We start from the raw sequence: 22,908 nt of genomic DNA on the forward strand, positions 1-22,908 counted from the left end.
ATCCACACCCTCACCGGTGAACTCCACCGAAATACCAAGCTCGTTTGCGGTCCAGGTGATAAACTCACGTACCGAGTACTGAACGCCCGTCGCAATGACAAAATCATCCGCCACGTCCTGTTGCAGCATCATCCACTGCATACGCACGTAATCTTTGGCATGGCCCCAGTCACGAAGGCTGTCGATGTTGCCCATGAAGAGGCACGGCTCGAGGCCCTGTGCGATATTGGCCAAACCACGGGTGATCTTGCGCGTCACGAAGGTCTCACCGCGGCGGGGGCTTTCGTGGTTAAACAGGATACCGTTGCAAGCATACATCCCATAGGCTTCGCGATAGTTCACAGTAATCCAATAGGCGTACATCTTCGCCACGGCATAAGGCGACCGCGGGTGGAATGGGGTGGTTTCTTTCTGCGGGATTTCCTGCACCAAGCCATAGAGCTCGGACGTCGACGCCTGATAAAAGCGCGTGGTCTTCTCCATACCCAAGAAACGGATCGCCTCAAGCAGGCGCAGCGTCCCGGTAGCATCGACATCAGCAGTGTATTCAGGCGCTTCAAAGCTCACCGCGACATGGGACTGCGCACCGAGGTTATACACCTCATCCGGCTGAACTTCCTGAAGAATACGGGTCAAGTTTGACGTGTCCGTCAGATCACCATAGTGGAGCTTGAACTGTGCGTTGGTGACATGAGGATCTTGGTAAATCTGGTCGATGCGCTGGGTATTGAAAAGAGATGCACGACGTTTAATGCCATGTACTTCGTACCCCTTCTCAAGAAGAAACTCCGCCAAGTAGGAGCCGTCTTGACCTGTGACACCAGTGATCAGAGCCTTTTTCATATGTGTTCTCTCGTCATTATTTGAGATATTTTTAGGTGAATGGGTCTGCTATGGTATGAGAGACCCGACGGTTTTCAATTATTTCAAGCTCTGTGATACTAGAAACATTCAAATCCTCCCATTCGGAGCAGCAAGTTCTTTCGTGTTTTCTGGCATCTTGTCCAAGATTTTGTTGAGATCGCCCGCAATCTTTTTCGGATCATGCATTTGGCGAATGGCGCTCACGGCTTTTGCGCGTTTTTCTGTGCTTTTCTGGCTTAATGCCTTGATCATTGCATTCACAAACGAGGGTACCTCGTAGGAGGCCGCGATCTCGCCAAAGTCGAAGGTTTTGACAAATTCCGCGCAACCATGACCTGGACCGACAACCGGCATTACCCCATAGCTGCCGGCTTCGACTAAGATATTTGGCCAATTGTCCTCCAAAGATGCGCTCAAAAGGATATCTGCCTGCGACATGATATCCACGAGCCGACTGTGTTCGGTAATCCGTCCGTGAAAGGTATGATTTACGCCGTGTTGCCTGAGATACTCTAGCAATTCCGGCGCAGCGGTGCCAACTACATCGACTACGAATTCTTCGCCTACTTCATGCAGGGCTGCGAGAACCTTTAGTGCGAATTGCATATGCTTTCGACGCTCATTTAAGCTATCAGCAATCAGTAAAATTCGCCTTTTGAACGGCTTTTTCACATCAAATATCTTGGTCGGAACGTAAGCATTGCGAAGTACATGCGCGCGATCTGCAGAGATAATACCGCTTTCTACGGCGGCATCTCGCAAGAATGCACTAGGTGCCGCGATTTTCACATTAGGAAGCGAGAAAATTTTTTTCTTTAGTTTGTAATTTTCTTGTATCACGCGCGGCGAGCATTGGGATGTATCTAACTGAGGGCAGTCATGGCACCCAAGCCCGAACTGATCACATGTTGCCGGATAGTGGCATCCGCCTGTCGTATAGTAGAAATCATGGAGCATAAAGAGAATGGGCTTCCCTTTCTGCGCGAGTTCCAGGATTTCGCTCATACTCAGCAGATAACTAGCCCAATGTATATTAATTAAATCATAGTTCGACAGAAGTTCGATTATCCAGCCACGCTGAAATCCAGGGTATTCTACAGTGAAATGAGTGTCACTTATGATGTTGTTGGTTAGACTTTTTTGCGGTGACACTGATTGAGGCAAAGCTTCGCCGATAGATTTGATGTCTATGAACTCAGATCGATGCCTTCCACCTGCATCTATGGCGTTGGCCATACGCTTTGCTGCAATGCCGCCACCGCCGCCTCCAGCGCTAGATAGAACTGCGATACGTTTGCCAGACATCATGATGTCGCCTGGATATCTAGATCTAGAAGTAAAGCGCGATTTTTGGCGACTTCAGCTTGAAGTGCGGCGAGTTTTTGGTTGGCGAGCCCGTCAGAGACGCTTCTTACCGGACTCGCGGCTTCTGCTTTTTCGGACACGTCATTAAACAAGCTTACTAAAATGTCCAAGGTAGCCCGAGCCTCCTTCATACCACCATGCGCAGCTTGCACCATCGCGAGTTCTGTGATCGATTCTGCACGTTTGCCGCGTGTTTTGCATTCTTCGTGGTAGACGCTGTAGGCGATATCTAGAGGAATATGCATAAAGCTATACTTCGACGCCATACCAAGGAAGAGGTCAGCATCCATCGCGTAATGCATTTCTTCTTTGCATGGGCCAGCATCCTCCCATGCAGTGCGTGAAAAGAAAACACTTGGTTGAATCAAATGGTGCGAAGCGTAATCAAGTAGGTAGTTAAATTCCAATTTTTCGGGTGAAAACTGAAAGTGACGGATCGGTGTGAAGTCGATCTCTGTCATGTAGGCATCGCCCACGACCACCTGAATTCCAGGATTGTCCCGGAAGCAACGACGTACCGCAACGAGCGTGTTAGGCAGGATGATGTCATCGCCATTAAGCCAGTACAGTATAGGTTGCGTTGCGCGTTGGTATCCTTTGTTGATCGCATCAGATTGACCGCGATCTTTCTCCATCACTGCGACTGCGAACATTGATTCATAATATTCAACGATTTCAGCGGTGTCATCGTTACTACCGCCATCCATCAAGATGATTTCGACCCCGTTCAGATCGTTGCAGAGAAGGCTCCGAAGAGTTTTTTCCAAGAATGCGCCAGAATTGAATATTGGGATGACAATTGAAACACCTGGCAGTCCTGCTTCTGCTTTGTCCATTTTAAAAGTGCTTTCCCAAGGAAGCACGGAGTCTGTGCGGCGGGGATCAGGCAGCATTTTTAATCTCCTCGATGACAAGGGCTTTGATTTTGACCATCAAGCTGCGTTCCGCTTCGTTTGCGCAAGATAGCACAAGAAAGTTGAACAGGCGTGGATTGAATATCTTGTAGTCGATCAATTCAGTGAAGAATAATTTTGCAACTTCAAGCCGCTGTTGCTCTGGTCGGTCTTTGGCGTTGTCGCGGATCATCCCTACAACGATGGCGTGCTTGTTGCCTTCAGGGTAAAAGTCGTTGACATGCTGCCTTAGATCCTTCCGTAGGAGCATAACTATCACTGCCAGAGACAAGGTAAGAGTAAAAGCTCGGAAGGGCTCTAGGTCCAAAGATCGACCTAGAAGTGCTGAAAACCTAACATCTGGCCTCTTAGAAAGAGATAAGATCAATCTTTCGATGAAACTCTCACTCAGGGATCCAGTAAGCTGTGGAACAGTCGTCTCGAACCAAGCCCTGATTTTAGCGGTTTCAATTGTCAGCCTGATAGGCTGTGCGACGGGTATTGAAGAAATTGCACGACTCACAGCAATTTGGTTAGCCTTGCAATCCTTGAGGATGATCTGATGAAAGCCATAGGCTACACTGTCGCGCTCTGGTTTCATTCCCACACCGAAGCCATGGATAACTTCGATGTAGTGTTCGAACTCACTTATTTCGTTGTATGTCGCTTGATGGAGTTCATGTTGCAAGACAACACTATTCGCTATCGAGCCACCAAGATTTTTGATAACCGCGCCGACCATATAGTCCCAGCCGACCACACCAAAGGCCATGCGTTCACTCACCGTGAACTTTTCGAGCTCAGCTATTAACTCCACCAGCCTGTCTCTTGGCAGTAAGAACGCGTCGAGACCACCAAGGTATGGTTCGGAAAAGTCCGTAAATTGACACTCGACCGACAGAACATCTTGTCGGGTGAGCGCTAAGAGTGGATTACATGAGCGCCATGCATCGACAAACTGCACGTCTATAGCTGCAGCATAAAGGTCCGAATTGACTAGTAAGATATCTTGATCAAATTCGAGAAGAGCTCTTTTTAAAACCGGCAGCACACGGGGAACAGGTTTGCCATGCAGTTTGTTCCCAGTTTCCGCCTCTCCCAACTCCACAATATTAGCGATCGGTATACCTGCTTCAAGTAGAGCGGGAACCTCAGTGCCATAGTTGAAGGTGAATGCTTCGAAGCCCAGATCCAGCCATTGAAGGAAACACTTTACCTGCAGCTCGATCCTTGAGAATGGATTAATGGTCGTGAATACTGCAGGGAGGTTCGCTGCTTCAAAATTAGAGCCTAGATTTTGCGAATTGACGGCAGCGAGCAGCCCTCGATACCGCTCAAACAGTGCGACAAATTGGCTGCTCTCACCGTCAGTAATTTGAGTTTCGTAAAGCGCAATCTTTCGCTGGACCGCGCGCTTTGTGATCTGCCGCTGAGAAAAGTCACGGTAAAGCTTGAAGAGGTCTTTGTTTAGTTCAGTGTATGACTTCATGTTGGGCATGTCACTACGTGCTAAAATTGCAATGAAGCTTCTGGATGGCGACTAGTTTGCCGATCATTGTCGTATGAAGCTACGTTGGGTCTATTCAAGTTGCGGTGTTTCTTCAACTCACGGGCTTATTTTTAATAGGTGCCGTGCTGGCTTAGGTGATCGGTGTTCGAGCAGATGCTTAGATGTAGGGCGATTTTTCGGGTTTTAGCATTCGAATGCATTTGTTCAAAAGTTTCTTAAATTGTTTTGTGGTGTTCATCAGCGGCGTCTCAACGACAAGATATTTTTTGAAACACAAGGCTCTTACGGGCTGCAAGTTACTACGGTTTCAGTCCAAGAAACTAAGGTTTTGTCTCACAGTGGCTCAACAAAAAATGCTGGAACTTTCTTTGAATTTCGCAACAAACTCAGGAATCCACGAGCGGTATCGAGAGCCTCTCGTACCGTCACGTCCATATCTAAGTATCGGTAAGTACCCAAGCGGCCGACAAACGTAACCCCGGCAGTCGATTTGGCCAGCCTAACATACTCTTTCAGAAGTTCTTTTTCTTTTACCTGCCGAATGGGATAGTAAGGGACGTCACTGGGCTCAGCTTCGCGTGAAAATTCGCGATAACAAACAGAGCCTTCGTTGCTTTCCCAAGGTGCGAAATGCTTGTGCTCTGTGATGCGGGTGTAGGGTACATCGACTTCACCGTAGTTCATGACAGCGCAGCCTTGATAGTCACCTTCGTAAGTGAACCGTTCAAAGTCCAGCGTGCGGTAGCCCAAGTGACCAAGTTTGTAGCCGAAGTAACCATCTAGCGGGCCTGCATAGAATACGTGATCGTAGCTTTCGGACATGTCTTGGGTGAATGTCGTATCCAGATGGACGGTAATGCCGGGGCAATCCAGCATCCGCTCAATCATCATAGTATACCCGTTTTCGGGCATGCCCTGAAACTTATGGAAGAAGTAGTTATCGTCGTAGTTAAAGCGTACGGGCAGTCGCTTCAGGATCGACGCGGGCAGTTCGCGGGGATGACAACCCCACTGCTTCATCGTGTAGCCTTTGAAAAACGCTTCGTACAAATCCTTGCCTACAAAGCGCATGGCCTGTTCTTCGAAGGTCTGTGGATCTGTGATTGTGGTGTCCGCTTGCTCCTCAGTGATAAAGGCGCGCGCCTCGTCGGGGCTCATCGTTTTACCGAAAAACTGGTTGATCGTGTGCAAATTCACTGGAAGGGAAAAGACTTGGCCTTTCGAAGTGGTCTTCACACGGTTCTTGTAGGGCATGAAGGTCTCGAACTCGTTGACGTAGTTCCAAACTTCTTCATCATCTGTGTGAAAGATGTGTGGGCCGTATACGTGAACCATCACACCAGAGTCTGCGTCACGCTCTGTGTGGCAGTTGCCGCCGATGTGGTCACGACTGTCGACAATTGTGATGTCGTACCCTGCTTGGGCGAGCTCGCGTCCGATTACGGCGCCTGAAAGGCCAGCACCAACAATCAGAATTTTACCCTCAGCATGTGCATCGGTCATGATATGCATCCCATCAACTTATTGTCAGTGGGGTTAAAACCGATCTCATCGTGCGAAACAACCGATATCGCTCTCATCGGCGTCTCAACTGCTGCCGCTTAAACTGAGCGGCAGGTTCTTGCGCACGGTGGTTATCAAAATGGCCGCGAGTGGTGCGGCAGCAGAATACGCGAGTGGCGCAAAATTGGTGCGAGATGATAGCTGTACTTTCAGGACGATTACCAAGGTTTTCCAGGTAACGTTGTCCCCTCATATCTCCGCTATAACTGATATCCCAGACGAGCTCATAGCAGTTACTCTATGGACGTAATAATATTCACCCAACGATTGGCCCCAGGGTTTCCCGTAAAGGTCTGCGAGACAATCATGCCGTCTGGTGCGCGGAGCAGGAGACATTCGCCTTCGTTGTTAAGGATGGCTCGGGGGGGACCCGAGGTATTGCTGAGCCAGTTGTGTGTGATCTCTGGGCCGGATGCGCCGATCGTGACCGTGACAGAGGTTCCGGCGCGTAATTTTTCGCGCTCTGCAAAGGTGTAGGTGTGGCTATATGCGTCGGACAGAGTGTGACCCTGCAGCTCAATGGTAAGGTCTTCGGTCGTATTCTTGATGACCACGGTTTCGCGATCAATGGGATCGGTGCGCACAGCATCGCGGTGATCATTGCCTTGGGTGTTAATGACGGAACTTTCGCGGTCGATCTGAATGCCGTCAGAGGGCGGAACTTCTGAGTTGGGCGCTGACCAGAAGGTGACGTGCCGTACAATGGCAGGGGAGTCTGCACGCGCTGTTGAAAAGGTTAGGAGCAGGTCGTTTTGACCTGTCTTCAGAAGGTCGCTCGACAAATACCCGCTGAGATAGGAGCCGTTCTGGCGTAACTTGCTGGCATCAAGCTCTTTGCCGTTCAGAAACAGACGCATGTCCACTAGGGGATTTGGAAGAGTGTCAAAGTCCCCGCGCTGTGCTTTAAGAATGGCCTCTTGGCGGATCAGCTGTACGTTGGTCGGGTCTTGGCTGATCAGGGCGTCGAAGGGGATGCGTTTGTCTGTTTTCAGATGCGCGGGATCAAGTTCGCCCATGTCGATCTCGACATAGACCCAATCGCCAAAGATTGGCAGGCGCGCTTGGTCTGGGTCGACGGATGTCGGGCTGGTGAAACGGATGCCTTGCGCCGCACGGGTAATGCCCCGCAGGTCGCGCTGACGCTCTAGCCGGTCAAGCGCGTTGCTGTGCACGTTGATTAGTTCTTTTGCACGGCTTTGCCGATTGTTGGCGCTTTCGCGTGCCATCTCAGAGCGCTGGGTACGTTCGATCCGTGTTCTCACGGCGTCTCTCGTGGCTTTCGCCAAATCAAGGGGGCCAAAGATCCCATTCGCAACATCGGTATGGATGGGAATATTCCTAAGAACCTCAAGGTCATCTTCGGGCAGGATGGCAGCGCGGATGGTTGCAAAGTTTGTGACTTCTGACGTCCGGCCGATGGTCAAAATTTCTGCTTGTAACGCTTCCAGCGCCGGGGGCAGGCCGCTGCCGGTGGGCAGTTTGAGCCGTTCTTTGGCCCGTTTCCTGATGTCTGCCAGCGCTGTGCGGGCCTTCTCCTCGTCCGTTGTGCCAAACAGTTGGTCCCACAGGTTTCCTAGAAATGCGATTAGATCATCCAGGTCATCAACCTTGAGGCGGGCTTCGATTTCGTCAATGAGCGCGGTGACATAGGCATCAAGTTCGGCGACCAGCGCTTCCATCGCGGCTCTGATCTCCTCTGCCGCGGCTTCTAGTTTTGCAGCATTATCGGCCAGCGCCCTTTTAGCGTCTTCCAGAGCGGCCTCTACCCGTGCGGCGGCGGCATCGAGAACCTCTTGCACACCTTCCAGCGCGGCCTCGATCGCGGTTGATACAATGATCCGAGTGACATCCTGCACAAGCGCGGCGACCAGCGGGGGCATGTCCTGCGCAATCAGGCGGAATTGGGCGGTGCCGATCTCTCTTTGCACTCTGATCAGCTTGTTGGCAGCATGCCGGTTGATCTGAGGCAGGAAGCTGCATTCCCGCAGTCCGAGCAGTTCCCTGTCCAGCTCTTCGCGGGGCTTCAGCCGATAGTCCAATGTCTCGCCTTCGGCACCTGTGATCAGCGCCAAGATCCCCTCGGCCACGTCGTCGAGCCGCTGTTCAGACCAAGTCGTCGGGCCAAAAGCGCGGCGCCCCGCACCAAAGGCCGCTATGGCAAAGGTCTCTAGTACCTCGGTCAACTCTGCCTCTGCCCCATGCCCTGTCAGATCGACGGGCAAGGCATTCGACAGGCCTTGTAGGGTTAGAGTGGCAATGCGGCGGATCAGGTCGCTTTCGCCGGTTTCGATCCGGTCGATCATACGGTCCATCTGCGCGGCAAACCCGTGTGCGGCGCGGTTCGTGACTGATGCCCCCAGCAATGCCACCTGCCGCAGGAAAATGCGCGATAGGATTTGCTGCGCGTGCTCGGCCAGGGTTTGCAGTTCTTCCTTGAGGTTCGGTCCCTGCGCATTCACCAAGCCGGGCAGAATAACGCGGCGCCCTGCGACCACCATTTCCATAATGGCATCGGCGAGTTCGGGGGGCATATCACCGTTGGTAACGGCTTGGCTGGTGGCGACCTCTAGCTCTGGCTCCACTTCGTTCTCAAGCAGCAGAGCAAGCACAGCGACGGCCAGACCTGCCAGTTGCTTCTTCGCATCCGCGTCGGCATCGGGGGCAATCATGAGGAATAAGTCCGCAGGACTGATGCCCTGATCTGCCGCCGTGTTCAGAATGGCGATGAGGGTGTCACCGGCGGGCAGGGGGCGTAGCAGGTCCTCTAGGTCGCGTTGCACCTCTGGACCGGCGAGCAAGAGCGCGGCATCCGCGCGGGACCCGAGGTGATCGCCAGAGACATTCACGTCATTCAGCGCAGCCCGCACATGCAAGGGCATCACGTCACCAAAATAGGCCGCTTCGGGCTCGATCATCTTCCACAAGGCATGCGCGTGGACGCTCATTCTGGTCAGGCCCGGAGCTTGGGGCAGATCCTCTTCTATAGCAAATTCTGTAATCTGGGCCAGCACCCGCAGGGCATCTTCGGCGTCTGTCGCAGCTAGAGCCGAGGTGCTCAGGTTCTGGAACCTTGCAAGAGCGGCTGGATCGGTCGCGTTTTGCAGTTCGGAGGCTACGTCGCTTAGTGCCTTGCGCAGCGCGATATCATAGCCTGCGACGGCGCTATCCCATGACATGTCAAACAGCAGCGCGCGCAGACTGTCCGTCATCGCATCGACGGAGCTTATGTCGTCGTCCATTGTATCGATCACCACATCGGTGATCATCTTGATGCCGGCGCGGACAAGCGGACGGGGGGTGTCGCCGAGCAATTCGTCCAGAATGTCGGTCCGGATATCGCGGAAATAGTTAGGCAGGCTCGCAATGCGCCCCAGCAGCGTGAAGTCACAACTGGTCCCATAGAGAAAGCCTGCGCCACCGCTGACACTTATGTCAAAGCCCGCTGGCGGACGCCCTCTGCCGCCCATTTGCATCCGGCAGACCAGAGTGCCATGGGCGGCGGCTGCGATTTCCGCAGTCGCTTGGATGCCAGCTCGCAGGACCATCTGTTCCAACAGCCGGTCAAGCAGGCGTCGTTCCAACGGCAAGGGGCGGCTATCATCCAGCAACTCGCCCAAGCGGACATCGAGCGATAGCGAGGCGCGCACATAAGCGCGGGCCTCGGCGGCAAACATGGCAGTCAGGCCAAAGGTGTCGGTCAAATCGCCCGAGATTTGTGCGACCAGCTCGGCGCGCACCTTGGCACCGGCCTCGATGGTAACGATCGCTTCCAGAAACCGTGCGATCTCTGCGCCAGCGCTCGCATTTCCGTTGGCTTCGGCGGCCAGAGACAGGCGAATGCCGTGGCAGAACTCGGCCCCGATCTGCAATCCTGCATCGTATCCAACCCGTGCGAACGCCCGATCCCCATGGGGACCGGCAGAGCCATCTGCGGATAGGTCAATCAAATTTCCGGCCATGTCGGTCCTCCTGAAAACTCTCAAATGAGTATAGTTTCCGGAGGCAACTTCGGGTCTAGTCAGGTTTCCCTGTACAACCTTTGATTTACTTTTGGCTATATGTGCCGCTTAGGTCTCATTGTTCTGCTTCAGCCGATAATCGAGTTTCGCGCGGCTAAGGCCAAGTAAACGCGCCGCGCCAGAGACGTTGCCATCGGCATGGTCTAGTGCTTGAGTTTCGATCCGAGAAACAAGGTTTTCTATCCCGATGCCGTTTTGAAAATGAGGCAGCAGCGCTTGCCACAGTTCGTCAAAATCGAGGCCCGAGGGCGCAGCGGACGGCGACATGTGGGCGTCGCAACGGGCGGCTTCGATATCGTTCGCATCGATGGTCGGCGGATTTTGAGCGCAAATCGCGGCGCGCATCAAGGTCGCGCGAAGTTCCGGCAGGTTACTCGGCCAGTCGCCTTGGCTCAGCGCATCGCAGGCGTCTAGGGTCATGTGGTAGGTGACGTCCTCTTCGGTCGGGCGCATGCGGGTGAGATGCCCTTTGGCCAGAGCGGGCAAGTCACTGCGTCGGTGGGACAGCGCGGGCATCGCGACAGGCAGAACCGACAGGGCATATAGGAGCTCGGACCGTAGCTGGCCGTGCTTGTGCAACTGGTGCAGTGTCTGGGTCGACAGGCCAATCACCTGCAGGTTGACGGGGCCAGCGCCAAAGGTTTTGATCATCTCAATTAGGGTGAGCTGCAAGTCATGGGACAGTTGGTCGATGCCCTCAAGGATCAGCGTGTGGCCTGCAGTGCCAGTGGCCGCGATGGCTTTTCGCACATCTTCCAGAAATTCGGGTAGGCGCGGTGATGCGGCGTGGCTGCGGTGAATTTTCCCGTGGGCAAAGCGGGCCGAATGCAGCCATCCCGCCGCGATCCGGCAGCCAGAGCCTTCGGGGCCTGTGATAAGGGCATTCAGGCGGGCGCGGGCGATCTTCTCTAGCTCTGTGCGGACCGGTGCGACGACCAATTCCTCGAAACTGCGGGTGGATTGTGCCTCCTCCCGTCGTTCGCTTTTCTTGCGGCGAGCGGGGCTTTCTGCGCGGGTGGAGAGGACTTCGTCTAGGAACATCCTGACGAAGGGATCATTCTCGCCCCAGCCGTCCACCGTCTTGCCTACCACGCGGCAGGATTTGTCGCCCATCGCGGCGCAGCTGACCTCTTTGTAAAGCACGAGCTTGCGGAAAAAGACGCTGGCATAGCCCGCCGCGTATCCGGTCTGCGCCCAACAGACAGGGGCAAAGGCGCGCCCGTGACGACGCGAATATTCTGTGGCCTCGACCGACTGGTGCCACAGGAAGTCACCCGAAAAACGGTCATTCTTGAAGTCAAAATCGTTGTGCAGGGTCTCGACCCGCACGGTGCCGGTCATCATGTGCAGCCGTGTGCCCGCTGTGAACGCATCCCCAACGTCCAGATTGGGCCACTCTTGCCGGATGAATTCCGCGTCCTCGCGCCCGTTCCGATACCCCAGCCGCATCATCAAAACCATGGCCTCATGCTCGCCAAAACGGCGGACCAATTCGTCCTGCAAATCCGCGCCAAAGGTCGCCCGCGCCAGAACCATCCGCGCGCCGTTCAACTCGATCGCCCCGTTGGCGGGGCTAAACTCTAGTGTGTCCATTAAGTCCGCCAGCGTCGGGCGACCTCCGCGGTGAAGCAGGCGGGCTTCGTCTTCGGGTGTTTTCATGCAGCCAGATTGCGCATTTCGTGAAACCATTTCACCAAATAAAGAAGCCGCATTGCAGCAAATCCCCCTGTTTCTAAAGGTTTGAAGCGGATGCAGTAAATTTTTCGGCATTGGTTTCACAAGGAAATATCCCGAAAAACGCCGGTGCTGCGCAGCGGCGACGATTTTTTATTTTGACGGAAATAACGCCCTCCCGATCTGCTGAATGTCGCCCTTGATGAAGGGAGTTAGGGAGGAAAAATGAACGAACAACGACTGATCACAAAGCTGCCGCCAGAGCCGCACGAGGCGATGATTCACCGCTTTGGCAAAGAAGGCGCCTTTATCCCCGGCGATGACAAAAACAACCCTTGGGTTCCCTTTGGCGAGCATGCCGCGATCAAGCATCTGGCTTTTGACGTTCGTCAGAATTCAGCGGCAAACATTTTGTGGGTCAAGGGCGGCGGACGCATCGGCACCCACCGACATCGGGGCGTCGTTTCGGCTGTGACGCTTGAGGGATCTTGGGGCTACTACGAATACGATTGGGTCGCCCGTCCCGGTGACTTTGTTTACGAACTTCCGGGCACGGCGCACACCCTGTATTCGGACGATCCGAACGGCATGAAGGCCCTGTTCTGGCTGAACGGCGCGATTGAATTCTTTGACGACGAGGCGAACTACGAATTCACCGCCGACGTCTTCTGGTTCATCGACCACTACGTCAGCCACTGCGAGGCAAACAACATCCCCGTCAACAAAGACATGTTCATGTGAGGCCCAAGGGCCGATGGAGGAGAGCGCATGTCTTTGGAGATGATGTTCAACGTGACCGGAAAATCGGTCGTGGTGACGGGGGCGGCCTATGGCTTGGGTCGGGCCTATGCCGAGATTATGGCAGAGCAGCGGGCGCAAGTCACCTTGATCGACCTGAACGAGGATCAGCTGACCAAGACCGTGGCCGAAATTTCAGAGCAGTTTGGCACGGTCCACGGAATCGTCTGCGACGTGACCGACCGCGCAGGCATGAGCGCCGCATTTGACGAGATCGCCAGCCATCAGGGCGGGATCGACGTGGTGTTTGCCAATGCGGGCGTCGACGCAGGTCCGGGGTTTCTGACCCCCGAAGGCCAGCGCAACCCCGAGGGCGAGATCGACAATCTGGATGATGCCCACTGGGACAAGGTGATCGGCGTGAACCTGACCTCGATCTACTACACGATGAAGCTGGCCGCGCGGCACATGAAACGCCAAGGGCGGGGCGGGTCGATCATCGCGACTTCGTCCATCGCCGCCTTCTACGTCGATGGGATCGTGGGCACGCCCTACATGCCCGCCAAGGCCGGTGTCAGCCATCTGGTCAAGCAGCTGGCGATGGAACTGGGGCGCTACAGCATCCGCGTCAATGCCATCTGTCCGGGGCCGTTCATCACGAACATCGCGGGGGGCCGCATGGCTAATGTCGAGGACCGTCAGGCCTTTATCCGGTGGTCTTGTTTGGGGCGCGTCGCTGAAACCGACGAGATCAAGCCACTGGCGCTCTATCTGGCGTCGCCCGCGTCGAACTACGTGACGGGCTCGCAGATGGTGATCGACGGGGGGCTGATCCTGCGCCCCGCACAAGAAGTCGACTGAGCTTTTACAGCAGTTTCGGGGCGGCTCTGCCGTCGCCCCGTGGTTTGGCGGACCGGTCAAACGGGCAGGTAGAGGCCCGCGGTACGCCGTTTTCAGGGAGGAAAGACCAATGACATTAACCATCAATCCGCACACCGTAGATCGCCGCACCTTGCTCAAGGGGCTGGGGGCGGTCACTGCGGCCACCATCGCGTTGCCCCATGGCGCGCGGGCTGCAGCGAAAACTATCAAGGTCGGGGTGATCAGCCCTATGACCGGCCCGCTGTCCCTCTTCGGTTACACGGACGACTACACCGCAAACAAGATCATGGATCTGGTCAAAGACGGGATCGAAATCGGCGGCGAGACCTACAACATCGAAATCCTGCTGCGCGACGCACAGTCCAACCCGAACAAGGCGGCAGAAATTGCGGGCGACCTGATCCTGAATGACGAGGTGCACATCATGCTGCCCGCCTCGACCACGGACATCAACAACCCAACCGCTGACCAGTGTGAACTCTACGGTGTGCCCTGCATTTCGTCGAACTCGCCGTGGCAGGCCTTTGTCATGCCGCGCGGCGGGGCCGAGCAGCCCTTTGAGTGGACCTATCACTTCTTCTGGGGTCTCGAGGACGTGCTTGGCACCTTTACCGGCATGTGGAAGTCGATCGAGACCAACGGCAAGGTCGGGATGCTGTTCCCCCGCAACGCCGATGGCGAAACCTGGGGCAACAACGATTACGGCCTGCCCCCTGCGGTGCGGGATGCGGGGTTCGAAGCCTTCGCGCCCTCGATGTTCGAGCCGCGCACCAACGATTTCTCGGCCCAGATCGCAGAGTTCAAGGCCAACAACTGCGAGATCGTCGGCGGCATCACCTATGTGGCGGACCTGAAGACGTTTATCACCCAGTGCAACCAGCAGAACTACCACCCCAAAGTGGTGACCGTCGCGGCCGCGCTGCTGTTCCCCTCGGGGATCGAGGCGATGGGCGAGTTGGGCACCGGAATGTCGTCCGAGGTTTGGTGGACCCCTGCCTTCCCCTACACATCGTCGCTGACAGGTCAGACCAGCCGCGATCTGGCGGACATCTGGGAATCCGAAACCGGCAAGCAGTGGACCCAGCCGCTGGGGTACGCTCACGCCCTGTGGGAGGTGATTCTGGATACGCTCAAGCGCTCGGAAAACCCGCTGGACCGCATGGCCAATCGCGATGCTTTGGCTGCGACGAACCTCGATACCATCGTCGGCAACATCCGCTTTGGCGACGGCCCCCACGCCAACATCTGCAAGACGCCGATCTTTGGCGGTCAGTGGGTCGAAGGTGAAAAATGGCCGTTCGACCTGAAGATCGTCGATGCCTCGCTCAATCCGGACGTTCTGCAGCCCGAAGCGCAGATGTTCCCGATCGCGTGGAGCTAACGCACAAATGCCTGATCGAAACATCCTAGTTGCCGAAGGGCTGACGAAGCGGTTCGGCGCCGTGACAGTCGTGGACGATGTCAGCTTTTCCGTAGCTGAAGGAGAGGTTCTGGGGATCCTTGGCCCGAACGGCGCAGGGAAAACCACGCTGTTCAACCTGATCAGCGGCGATCTGGCTGCCAACGGAGGAGAGTTGTCGCTTGACGGCTCTCGCCTCTCGGCCGAGCCGCCGTATCGGCGGTGTCAGCGGGGCATCGGGCGCACCTATCAGGTGCCCCAACCCTTTGGCGACATGACGGCCTTTGAAAACCTACTGGTCCCCGCGATGATGAGCGCCCACCTGAGTGATACCGAGGCCTATGACCACTGCACGCAGGTTCTGCGCGATTGCGGGCTGATCGAGCACGCGAACAAGCCTGCTGGCAGTCTGACCCTGCTGAACCGCAAGCGTCTGGAACTGGCGCGGGCTTTGGCGGGCAAACCGAAACTCTTGCTGCTGGACGAGATTGCAGGCGGCCTGACCGATGCCGAGGGGGCCGAACTGGTCGGCTTGATCCGGCATGTCCGCGATCAGGGCGTTACCATCATCTGGATCGAACACGTGCTCCACGCGTTGATGGCCGTGGCCGACCGCATCATGGTTCTGAACTTTGGTGCCAAGATCGCCGAAGGCGCCCCCGATGCGGTCATGCAAAATCTTGAGGTCCGGCGCGTTTATATGGGGATCGAGGCATGAGCACTCCCATCCTATCGACCCACGCCCTGACGGGCGGTTACGGCGACTTTCAGGCGCTGTTCGGCATCGACCTGCATCTGGACAAGGGCGAGGTCATCTCCTTGATCGGCGCAAATGGCGCGGGCAAATCCACGTTCCTGAAGTCGATCTTTGGCCTTTTGCCCGTGGACGCGGACATGGTCCGGTTCGAGGGCAATCCGGTTGGCGGCACCCCTGCGCATCAGATGGTCTGCAAAGGCATCTCGATGGTGCCCGAGGGGCGGCGCCTTTTCACAGGAATGACGGTCGAAGAGAACATGCGCGTTGCCATCGACAACGCCCGCCTGCCTGAAAACGAGGGCCCGTGGTCCCGCGAACGCCTGTTCCAGCTGTTCCCGATCCTAAAGGAAAAGCGCCGCCAGCCGATCGAGAACTTGTCCGGCGGACAACAGCAGATGGTCGCGATTTCCCGTGCCCTGCTGTGCCAGCCCAAGGTGCTGCTCTGTGACGAGATCAGCCTAGGCCTTGCGCCCAAGGTGATCCGCGAAATCTATGCCGTGTTGCCGGAAATCAGCGCCGCGGGCACCTCAATCGTTCTGGTGGAACAGGACGTGACCTTGGCCCGCGAAGCGTCGGACCGGCTCTATTGTATGCTCGAAGGGCGTATAACCCTGTCCGGCATTTCAAACGACATTTCCCGCGAGGCGATTGCCTCGGCCTATTTCGGAGCGTGATATGCAGTGGCTTGATGCAATAATTCAGGGCGTGCTGCTGGGTGGTATGTACGCGCAGTATGCGCTGGGAATGGCGCTGATGTTCGGGGTCATGCGGATCGTGAACATTGCCCATGGCGATGTTATGATCCTGCTGTCTTTGATCGTGATTTCGCTGGCAGGGGTGCTGCCTCTTGGCAACATCGGACTGATCGTGGTGATCGTGCCGATCGCAGTCCTGCTGGGATGGGTGCTGCAAAAGTTCATTCTGAACAAGGTGGTTGGCGCCGACCCGCTGCCATCCCTGATCGCGACGTTCGGGCTGTCGATTGCCCTGCAAAACCTGATGCTAGAAATCTGGTCTGCCGACACGCGCAGCCTGCCGAATTCAGGCATCGCCAGCGCCAGTTTCGAGATCGGGGGCATCTACATGGGTGTCCTGCCGGTGCTGGTTCTGATCTGCGCGTTCGTCCTGACGGGCGGGCTGGACGCGGTGCTGCGCTATTCCCGCTTTGGCCGAGGCCTCCGCGCCGCCGCCGCCGATACCGAGGCGGCAGCAATGACCGGCGTCGATCCCAAGCGTATCTACGCCATCGCCACGTCGATTGCGGTCGCGATCCTAGGGCTGGCGGCAGTGTTCGCGGCATTGCGCGCCACCGTGTCCCCGTCTGACGGTTCGGCACAACTGATCTATGCCTTCGAGGCGGTGATCATCGGCGGCATGGGCTCTCTTTGGGGAGCGTTCCTAGGCGCGATGGTGCTGGGAGTGGCGCAGGCGATCGGTCTGCGCGTGGACCCCGGCCTTGGCATTCTATTCGGTCATCTGGTGTTCCTCGCGGTGCTGGCAACGCGCCCCGAAGGCATCATGGCACGCAAGAAATAAAGGGCTTTTGCAATGAGACAGACATTCCAACAGGCCCGCGTTCAACGGGCCACACCCTCCAGCCGCATCGCCATGAGCCTCTGTGTGATCGTGCTGGTGGGCCTTGTGACCATGCCTTGGTGGGCCTCGTCGGGGAACATACGGTGGGCGATTGAACTCAGCTGCTATGTGGCCATCGCTCAGATGTGGAACCTTTTGGCGGGATATGCGGGGCTGGTTTCGGTAGGCCAACAGGCGTTCATCGGCGTCGCGGGCTACATGCTGTTCGTGCTGGCGCAGAACTTTGGCGTGAACCCCTTTGTGGCGGTGATCCTGTCGCTGATCGCACCTGCGGTGCTGGCGGTGCCGACTTATCTGCTACTGCGGCGGCTGGACGGTCCCTATTTCGCCATCGGCACTTGGGTCGTGGCCGAGGCCGTGCGGCTTGCCACGTCGAACATCGACTACCTGAACGCGGGCGCGGGTCTGACCCTGCGTGTGATGACCCAGTACAGCCAGCACGAACGAGAGGTCGCCTTTGTAATCCTGTGTGCGATGCTCTTGATCGCGACCATCGGGGGCAGCTATTGGCTGCTGCGGTCTCGGATTGGTCTGGCCCTGACCGCGATGCGCGACAACCCCGTCGCGGCATCCAGCCAAGGGGTCAATGTCGGTCAGTTGCGGTTCCTCATCTTCGTCGCGGCGGCTGTGGGCACGGGCTTTGCGGGCGCGATCTATTACATGGCGCAGCTGCGGATTACGCCGGCTGCGGGCTTTGATCCGTTCTGGGCTTCGATGTCGATCTTTATCGTCATGGTCGGCGGCATCGGTGCCATCGAAGGGGCCATCGTCGGCGCGCTCATCTACTTCTTCGCGGATCGTCTTTTCGGTGAATTCGGCTCGGCCTACCTGATCGTTCTGGGCCTGCTGACGCTGGTCATCGCCCTCTATGCGCGCGGCGGGGTCTGGGGCCTGCTGAGGCATCTGGGGGATCACCCGTGGTTCCCCGTGCAACGCAAACTCGTGCTGGAGGACAAATCATGAGAGCCGCGATTTTCGACGCCATGGGTCAGCCGCTCCGGATCGGAGAGGTCGAGACCCCGGAGGCCGCCGCAGGCCAGGTCCTGCTCAAAGTCTGTCGCTGCGGGATCTGCGGGTCGGACCTGCACATGACCGAAGACCCGACCTTTGGCCTGCAAGGCGGCGAGGTCATCGGCCACGAATTCTCGGGCGAAGTGATGGACGTGGGCGCAGATGTCACGGGGCTGAAGGTGGGCGATCACGTGACCGCAGCGCCCTTGCGCGGATGCGGGACATGCGAGGCCTGCAAACGCGGTGAACCAGCGTGGTGCGCGAATTTTTCTTTGATTGGAGGCGGGTACGCTGAATTCGCGGCGGTCGATACCTTCCAGTGTCGCAAGCTGCCTTGGGGGATATCGGCAGAGGATGGCGCGCTGGCCGAGCCTTTGGGTGTTGCTTTGCACGGGATCATGCGGGCGCGGATGCAGCCCGGCGCGCGGGTCGTCGTCGTGGGCGCTGGCGCGATCGGGCTGGCGGTTGCGTTTTGGGCACGCAGGCTTGGCGCGGCGCAGGTCGTTGTGGTCGATATGCACGACCACCAGCGCGAACGAGCAATGGACCTGGGGGCGACGGACTTCTTGATCAGCGGCCCTGATCTGGATCGCTGCGTGACAGAGGCGTGCGGCGGCGCTCCCGAGATCGTCTTTGAATGTGTGGGAAAACCGGGGTTGATCGACCACTGCATCGGTCTGGTCGCGCCCCGCGGCCGCGTCGTCGTGCTGGGGCTGTGCACCGCGCCGGACCACATGGACAGCTTCCGCGCTATCTCCAAAGAGGTAGAGATCGTGATGTCGGTGTTCTTTTCGATGCCGGAATTCGAGATGGCGATCAGGGCGCTGGATGCGGGCACCTATGCGCCGCAGCATCTGATTTCGGACACAGTGAGCTTGGACGAGATGCCCCAAGCGTTCGAAGCCCTTCGCCAGAGGACGACGCAATGCAAGGTGCTGATCGCGCCTTAGAGTGCGCGGGTAACACGATTGCCTTGAAGAACGGCGCGCCGCCCCTTGGCGCGACCTCCACAGGCGCTGGTGGTCGCACATAGGACTGCGCGTGTTGTTGGCTAGAAAAACTCGATCCCGAGCGAGAGGGAGTCCAAGTCTTCCTCGGAAACCCTTCTGAATTCGACTGAATTCTCGGCTGAGAATACCAAGACGACGTTTCCTTGGCTGTTGAGTTCAGAATAGGTGCTGATCACGTGCGCGCCATCCGCCAAGCCACCGACGAGGGCGCTTTCAATGCGAAGGATGTCTGAGCGAAGGTTGAAGTCAAAGATTGTGTCATTGCCGTTGTTCTCATGAAACGTAAAGACATCAGCGCCTTTGCCGCCAAACAAGCGGTCATCGCCGCTGCCGCCCCTTAGGGTGTCATTGCCTTGGCCCGCGCGGATTGTGTCGTTGCCAGAACCGCCAGCGGACAATTCATTGCCACTTCTGCTGACGATCCTGTCGTCCCCCTCACCGCCAAAGAGTTGGTCGCGCTTGGAGCGAGAGTACAGAGTGTCATTCCCGCTCCCCCCGTACATTTTCGCGCGTACATTACCGTATGTGCTCAGGGAGTGGAGTTCGTCGTTTCCATCGTCCCCGCGCATGATGGTGTTCTTAGACCCTTCGTCGGTAATTGTATCGTCACCGTCACCACCTCGTAGGATACGTGTCGCTTCCTCGTCTGGGATACCCGCAGTAATTTCATCGTCCCCCGCGCCACCAAGCAGAGTGTCCGAACCTTTGTTCGTGTAAAGATAGTCATCGCCAAGGCCGCCCCGTAGGAGGTCGTCATTGTTGCTCCAACCAAAGCCGGCCGACAGGTGGTCATCCCCTCGGCCGCCAATCAGGGTGTCGTTTCCAGCATTCCCGGCCAAATGGTCATCTTTGCCACCGCCAAGAATGCGGTCATCACCGTCAAGTCCAAACAATTGGTCCTGACCGTTCCCGCCGATCAACGTATCGTTCCCTGCGGCCCCTTTGATGTAATCCCGCGCCTGTCCGCCATTGACCAGGTCCGCCTTTGGCGATCCATACACACGGTCGGTCAAAGACGAGAGTGTTCCCTCCGAAATAGCGAAAGTTTCGATGAGGTCGCGTAGGGTCGGGGACGCGAACTCATCCACAACATAAGGGGAACGGATCGGAATTTTCGTTTGCTCATTTTCAAACGCCAACGTCCACGAAGCACCCGTCGTGCTGTCGGAAAAGACAATCGCTGTGATCAATGCCGAGTCAGTGTCGGAAAGGTCATCCAGCGCACTGCCGTAGACCTCATATTCCAACATACCGTCCGAGAATGTGATCCGGTCTTCGTAGGCGATATCGAATTTCCTGAACTCTGTATCATTCACGAAGCCATATGATGAGGATTCGATTTTTACGTTCTGCAGTTCAGCGTTTTCATCGAGATAGGCTTCACTGCTCCAATTCAGAAACGACCAATCGAGGGTGGCTGGTAGACCTTTGGTTTTTGATAAATCCCATAGTGCGCGCATGAACAGCTCCGATCTTAAAATGTTTGAGGCAACTATTCACGATCGGGCGCGGGTTTTGGGAAGTTTCTACAATTTTTATTTATTTTTTTGTTGCAGTTGCGCGGTCACGCGCACCAACTTTGGCCCTTGGGCCGCTATCAAAGCCAGCCGCCTGCTTCTCGGCAGCTGGCTGAATTTGATTGGCGTTCGTTACATTCGTTCGTATTTCTGAAGGATCTCGGCAATTTTTGCGTCCTGGTCGGGGTCCGGCAGCAAGGCGGGTTGGCGCGATGCGCCGACTGAATTGTCCTGCAGATACAGCGCGCGCTTTACCAGCGCAGGCGGATACCCCAGCGAATAAAGGTCTGTGCGGAAGGCCGTATAGATTTCTTGGGCCTTGGCCGCGCCTTCGCTATCGCCCGCATTCACGCAGGACACGATATCTGCCAGCACGTCGGGTAACACATTCCCTAGGCCCGAAATGCAGCCCTTCGCTCCGTTTTCAAGCGCCCATTGCACCAGATGATCAGGGCCTGAATAGACGTCGAAACCGCTTTGGTCGCGGCCAATCGCCATATAAGCCTCGAGCGTCTCTTGGGCGCCGCCGGAGTCCTTGATGCCAGCGATATTCCCATGTTTGGACAAAACGCGTGCAGTTTCGGGTTCGATGTGGTTCTGGGTGCGCGCTGGAATGTCATAGAGAAACACTGGCGTTTTCACCGCATCGGCCACAGAGGTGAAGTGGCGGATCAGACCGTCTTGCGTGCAGGCGATGAAAAACGGGGTGATGACGGCAATGCCGTCCACACCGATGGCGTCGAATTCGCGCGCGAGTTGGATCGTTTCAAAGGTCGCTGGCATGCCAGCGTTCACGATGACCTTGGCTTGGCCATTCACCTCTTCGACCACCTCGCGGCACAGGCGGACTTTTTCATCAAAAGTTAGCGCAGAGAAATCCCCGTTGGTGCCTGCACACATAATGTGATTGCCCGCGGCCACTTGCCGGCGCACCTGCGCACGGGTGGCCTCGTAATTGATAGTCTCGTCGGCATTGAAACAGGTGACGAGCGCGACGAAGGCTTCTTTGTGGTCGGTCACTGGATTATCCCCGCTTCGCTTTTGCCATCTTCGCCGCATAATCAAGGGCGCAGAGCATGTTGTCATGGTTGGCTTTGTTTTGGCCCGCGATGTCAAAGGCGGTGCCGTGGTCGACTGAGCAGCGGTCAATCGGCAGCCCGAGCGAGACGTTTACGGCGGTGTCAAAGGCCACCAATTTGATCGGGATGTGGCCCTGATCGTGGTACTGCGCGATCACCAGATCAAAGCCGCCCTGATACGCGCGGTGGTAAACGGTGTCGGCGGAAATCGGACCTTGGACATTGATGCCTTCGGCTTGGGCTGCGGCGACGGCGGGGGTGATGGCCACGTCATCTTCGTTCCCGAACAGTCCGTTCTCGCCACAGTGGGGATTGATCCCTGCGACTGCGATCCGTGGCTCTTCTAGCCCCATGCGGCGCAAATGCTTGTGCCCCATACGAATGGTTTCCAAGACCCGCTCTGTTGTGGCGCGCCCGATGGCATCGCGCAGAGAAACATGGGTGGACACGTGCACAACATTCAGCCGCTCTGACGCGAGCAGCATCCAAGAGGATTTCGAGCCTGTCAGGTGCGCCAGCATCCCTGTGTGGCCGTCGAAGTGGTGACCAGCGGCGTTCAGCGCTTCTTTGTTGATTGGCGCGGTGACGATGCAGGCGGTCTCGCCCCCCATGGTCAGTTCAACTGCGTGCGCGATGTAGCGATAACTGGCCTCGCCGCAGGCGGGCGACAGAACGCCGAATTTGCTGGGCAGATCGTCGACCTGCACGTGATCGACGCGAATGCCGTCCCCTTCTGCGTCAGGGGCGATGATCGGTAGCGGGATCCCACAAATGGTGGCGGCGCGCTGCAGTGTATCCCGGTCGCCAATCACGATGGTTTGCTCACGCAAGGCGGCGTCACGTCCAGCCAAGGCTTTGACAGTGACCTCGGCCCCAACGCCCGAAGGATCCCCCATCGTTATGACAATCTTCTCACTCATTGCAGGTCTCCTCCGAACGGTCAGTGCATCATCCAATTAACCTATAGGTAAAAATACATCAACATTAGAGGTGTGTGTCTGGGAGATTTCTCTCGAATAGTAAAATTTCCT

Annotated in this window: 18 protein-coding genes; 8 read left to right on the forward strand and 10 right to left on the reverse strand. The window is 56.5% G+C overall.

Going from position 1 to position 22,908, the window contains the following annotated elements; all coding sequences use genetic code 11:
* The 7 genes from gmd to N4A58_RS10415 form a co-directional block, all read right to left on the reverse strand.
* The coding region (gene gmd / locus N4A58_RS10385; protein ID WP_293709324.1) for a GDP-mannose 4,6-dehydratase at positions 1-843 on the reverse strand (843 nt) is incomplete at its 3' end.
* A gap of 108 nt (positions 844-951) precedes the next feature.
* Positions 952-2,169 (reverse strand): glycosyltransferase, encoded by a 1,218-nt coding sequence (locus tag N4A58_RS10390; RefSeq protein ID WP_293709326.1) that lies wholly within the window; start codon positions 2,167-2,169, stop codon positions 952-954.
* Positions 2,169-3,122 (reverse strand): glycosyltransferase, encoded by a 954-nt coding sequence (locus N4A58_RS10395; RefSeq protein WP_293709328.1) that lies wholly within the window; start codon positions 3,120-3,122, stop codon positions 2,169-2,171. Before N4A58_RS10395 ends, N4A58_RS10390 begins: the two co-directional genes overlap by 1 nt.
* A complete protein-coding gene (locus N4A58_RS10400; RefSeq protein WP_293709330.1) occupies positions 3,112-4,620 on the reverse strand; it encodes a hypothetical protein in 1,509 nt (502 codons plus the stop codon). The genes N4A58_RS10395 and N4A58_RS10400 overlap by 11 nt, the downstream gene beginning before the upstream one ends.
* Positions 4,621-4,965: 345 nt before the next feature.
* Positions 4,966-6,135, reverse strand: coding sequence for a UDP-galactopyranose mutase (gene glf, locus N4A58_RS10405; protein WP_293709332.1), 1,170 nt, complete (start codon positions 6,133-6,135; stop codon positions 4,966-4,968).
* Between the two features lie 293 nt (positions 6,136-6,428).
* On the reverse strand, positions 6,429-10,154 hold the full coding sequence (locus tag N4A58_RS10410; RefSeq protein WP_293709334.1) for a lamin tail domain-containing protein: 3,726 nt from the start codon (positions 10,152-10,154) through the stop codon (positions 6,429-6,431).
* Positions 10,155-10,262: 108 nt separating this feature from the next.
* On the reverse strand, positions 10,263-11,873 hold the full coding sequence (locus N4A58_RS10415; RefSeq protein WP_293709336.1) for a XylR N-terminal domain-containing protein: 1,611 nt from the start codon (positions 11,871-11,873) through the stop codon (positions 10,263-10,265).
* 240 nt (positions 11,874-12,113) lie between these two features.
* On the opposite strand from N4A58_RS10415, the gene N4A58_RS10420 reads away from it, so the two are divergent.
* From N4A58_RS10420 to N4A58_RS10455, 8 genes are all read left to right on the forward strand, one after another.
* Positions 12,114-12,629, forward strand: coding sequence for a 2,4'-dihydroxyacetophenone dioxygenase family protein (locus N4A58_RS10420; protein ID WP_293709338.1), 516 nt, complete (start codon positions 12,114-12,116; stop codon positions 12,627-12,629).
* A 27-nt stretch (positions 12,630-12,656) separates the two neighbouring features.
* Positions 12,657-13,487, forward strand: a complete 831-nt coding sequence (locus N4A58_RS10425) for an SDR family NAD(P)-dependent oxidoreductase (RefSeq protein ID WP_293709340.1) — start codon at positions 12,657-12,659, stop codon at positions 13,485-13,487.
* A 109-nt stretch (positions 13,488-13,596) separates the two neighbouring features.
* Positions 13,597-14,889 carry an ABC transporter substrate-binding protein gene (locus N4A58_RS10430; protein ID WP_293709342.1) on the forward strand — a complete coding sequence of 431 codons (1,293 nt, stop codon included), beginning with the start codon at positions 13,597-13,599 and terminating at the stop codon, positions 14,887-14,889.
* A gap of 7 nt (positions 14,890-14,896) precedes the next feature.
* Positions 14,897-15,625, forward strand: a complete 729-nt coding sequence (locus N4A58_RS10435) for an ABC transporter ATP-binding protein (RefSeq protein WP_293709344.1) — start codon at positions 14,897-14,899, stop codon at positions 15,623-15,625.
* Positions 15,622-16,338 (forward strand): ABC transporter ATP-binding protein, encoded by a 717-nt coding sequence (locus N4A58_RS10440; RefSeq protein WP_293709346.1) that lies wholly within the window; start codon positions 15,622-15,624, stop codon positions 16,336-16,338. The genes N4A58_RS10435 and N4A58_RS10440 overlap by 4 nt, the downstream gene beginning before the upstream one ends.
* Before the next feature lies 1 nt (position 16,339).
* The gene (locus N4A58_RS10445) at positions 16,340-17,200 is read left to right on the forward strand and encodes a branched-chain amino acid ABC transporter permease (protein ID WP_293709348.1); all 861 of its coding nucleotides are present in this window, start codon (positions 16,340-16,342) and stop codon (positions 17,198-17,200) included.
* A gap of 12 nt (positions 17,201-17,212) precedes the next feature.
* Complete coding sequence (locus tag N4A58_RS10450) at positions 17,213-18,223, forward strand: branched-chain amino acid ABC transporter permease (protein WP_293709350.1); 1,011 nt, start codon at positions 17,213-17,215, stop codon at positions 18,221-18,223.
* Positions 18,220-19,221, forward strand: a complete 1,002-nt coding sequence (locus N4A58_RS10455) for an alcohol dehydrogenase catalytic domain-containing protein (protein ID WP_293709352.1) — start codon at positions 18,220-18,222, stop codon at positions 19,219-19,221. Before N4A58_RS10450 ends, N4A58_RS10455 begins: the two co-directional genes overlap by 4 nt.
* 101 nt (positions 19,222-19,322) lie before the next feature.
* Here N4A58_RS10455 and N4A58_RS10460 read toward each other — a convergent pair whose 3' ends face one another.
* The 3 genes from N4A58_RS10460 to pdxA form a co-directional block, all read right to left on the reverse strand.
* Positions 19,323-20,741, reverse strand: coding sequence for a calcium-binding protein (locus N4A58_RS10460; RefSeq protein ID WP_293709354.1), 1,419 nt, complete (start codon positions 20,739-20,741; stop codon positions 19,323-19,325).
* A gap of 189 nt (positions 20,742-20,930) precedes the next feature.
* Entirely contained in the window at positions 20,931-21,818 is an 888-nt protein-coding gene (locus tag N4A58_RS10465) for a dihydrodipicolinate synthase family protein (protein ID WP_293709356.1), read from the reverse strand.
* A 4-nt stretch (positions 21,819-21,822) separates the two neighbouring features.
* Positions 21,823-22,797, reverse strand: a complete 975-nt coding sequence (pdxA, locus tag N4A58_RS10470) for a 4-hydroxythreonine-4-phosphate dehydrogenase PdxA (RefSeq protein ID WP_293709358.1) — start codon at positions 22,795-22,797, stop codon at positions 21,823-21,825.
* Positions 22,798-22,908: the final 111 nt, after the last annotated feature.

Source organism: Donghicola sp. (assembly GCF_025210255.1).
In the GTDB taxonomy this organism is placed as follows: Bacteria; Pseudomonadota; Alphaproteobacteria; order Rhodobacterales; family Rhodobacteraceae; genus Donghicola; species Donghicola eburneus.

Bases quoted from the DNA above. Each gene is read 5' to 3' on its own strand.
- N4A58_RS10390 (WP_293709326.1), bottom strand. From the start codon at position 2,169: ATGTCTGGCAAACGTATCGCAGTTCTATCTAGCGCTGGAGGCGGCGGT.
- N4A58_RS10395 (WP_293709328.1), bottom strand. From the start codon at position 3,122: ATGCTGCCTGATCCCCGCCGCACAGACTCCGTGCTTCCTTGGGAAAGC.
- N4A58_RS10400 (WP_293709330.1), bottom strand. From the start codon at position 4,620: ATGCCCAACATGAAGTCATACACTGAACTAAACAAAGACCTCTTCAAG.
- glf (WP_293709332.1), bottom strand. From the start codon at position 6,135: ATGACCGATGCACATGCTGAGGGTAAAATTCTGATTGTTGGTGCTGGC.
- N4A58_RS10410 (WP_293709334.1), bottom strand. From the start codon at position 10,154: ATGGCCGGAAATTTGATTGACCTATCCGCAGATGGCTCTGCCGGTCCC.
- N4A58_RS10415 (WP_293709336.1), bottom strand. From the start codon at position 11,873: ATGAAAACACCCGAAGACGAAGCCCGCCTGCTTCACCGCGGAGGTCGC.
- N4A58_RS10420 (WP_293709338.1), top strand. From the start codon at position 12,114: ATGAACGAACAACGACTGATCACAAAGCTGCCGCCAGAGCCGCACGAG.
- N4A58_RS10425 (WP_293709340.1), top strand. From the start codon at position 12,657: ATGTCTTTGGAGATGATGTTCAACGTGACCGGAAAATCGGTCGTGGTG.
- N4A58_RS10430 (WP_293709342.1), top strand. From the start codon at position 13,597: ATGACATTAACCATCAATCCGCACACCGTAGATCGCCGCACCTTGCTC.
- N4A58_RS10435 (WP_293709344.1), top strand. From the start codon at position 14,897: ATGCCTGATCGAAACATCCTAGTTGCCGAAGGGCTGACGAAGCGGTTC.
- N4A58_RS10440 (WP_293709346.1), top strand. From the start codon at position 15,622: ATGAGCACTCCCATCCTATCGACCCACGCCCTGACGGGCGGTTACGGC.
- N4A58_RS10445 (WP_293709348.1), top strand. From the start codon at position 16,340: ATGCAGTGGCTTGATGCAATAATTCAGGGCGTGCTGCTGGGTGGTATG.
- N4A58_RS10450 (WP_293709350.1), top strand. From the start codon at position 17,213: ATGAGACAGACATTCCAACAGGCCCGCGTTCAACGGGCCACACCCTCC.
- N4A58_RS10455 (WP_293709352.1), top strand. From the start codon at position 18,220: ATGAGAGCCGCGATTTTCGACGCCATGGGTCAGCCGCTCCGGATCGGA.
- N4A58_RS10460 (WP_293709354.1), bottom strand. From the start codon at position 20,741: ATGCGCGCACTATGGGATTTATCAAAAACCAAAGGTCTACCAGCCACC.
- pdxA (WP_293709358.1), bottom strand. From the start codon at position 22,797: ATGAGTGAGAAGATTGTCATAACGATGGGGGATCCTTCGGGCGTTGGG.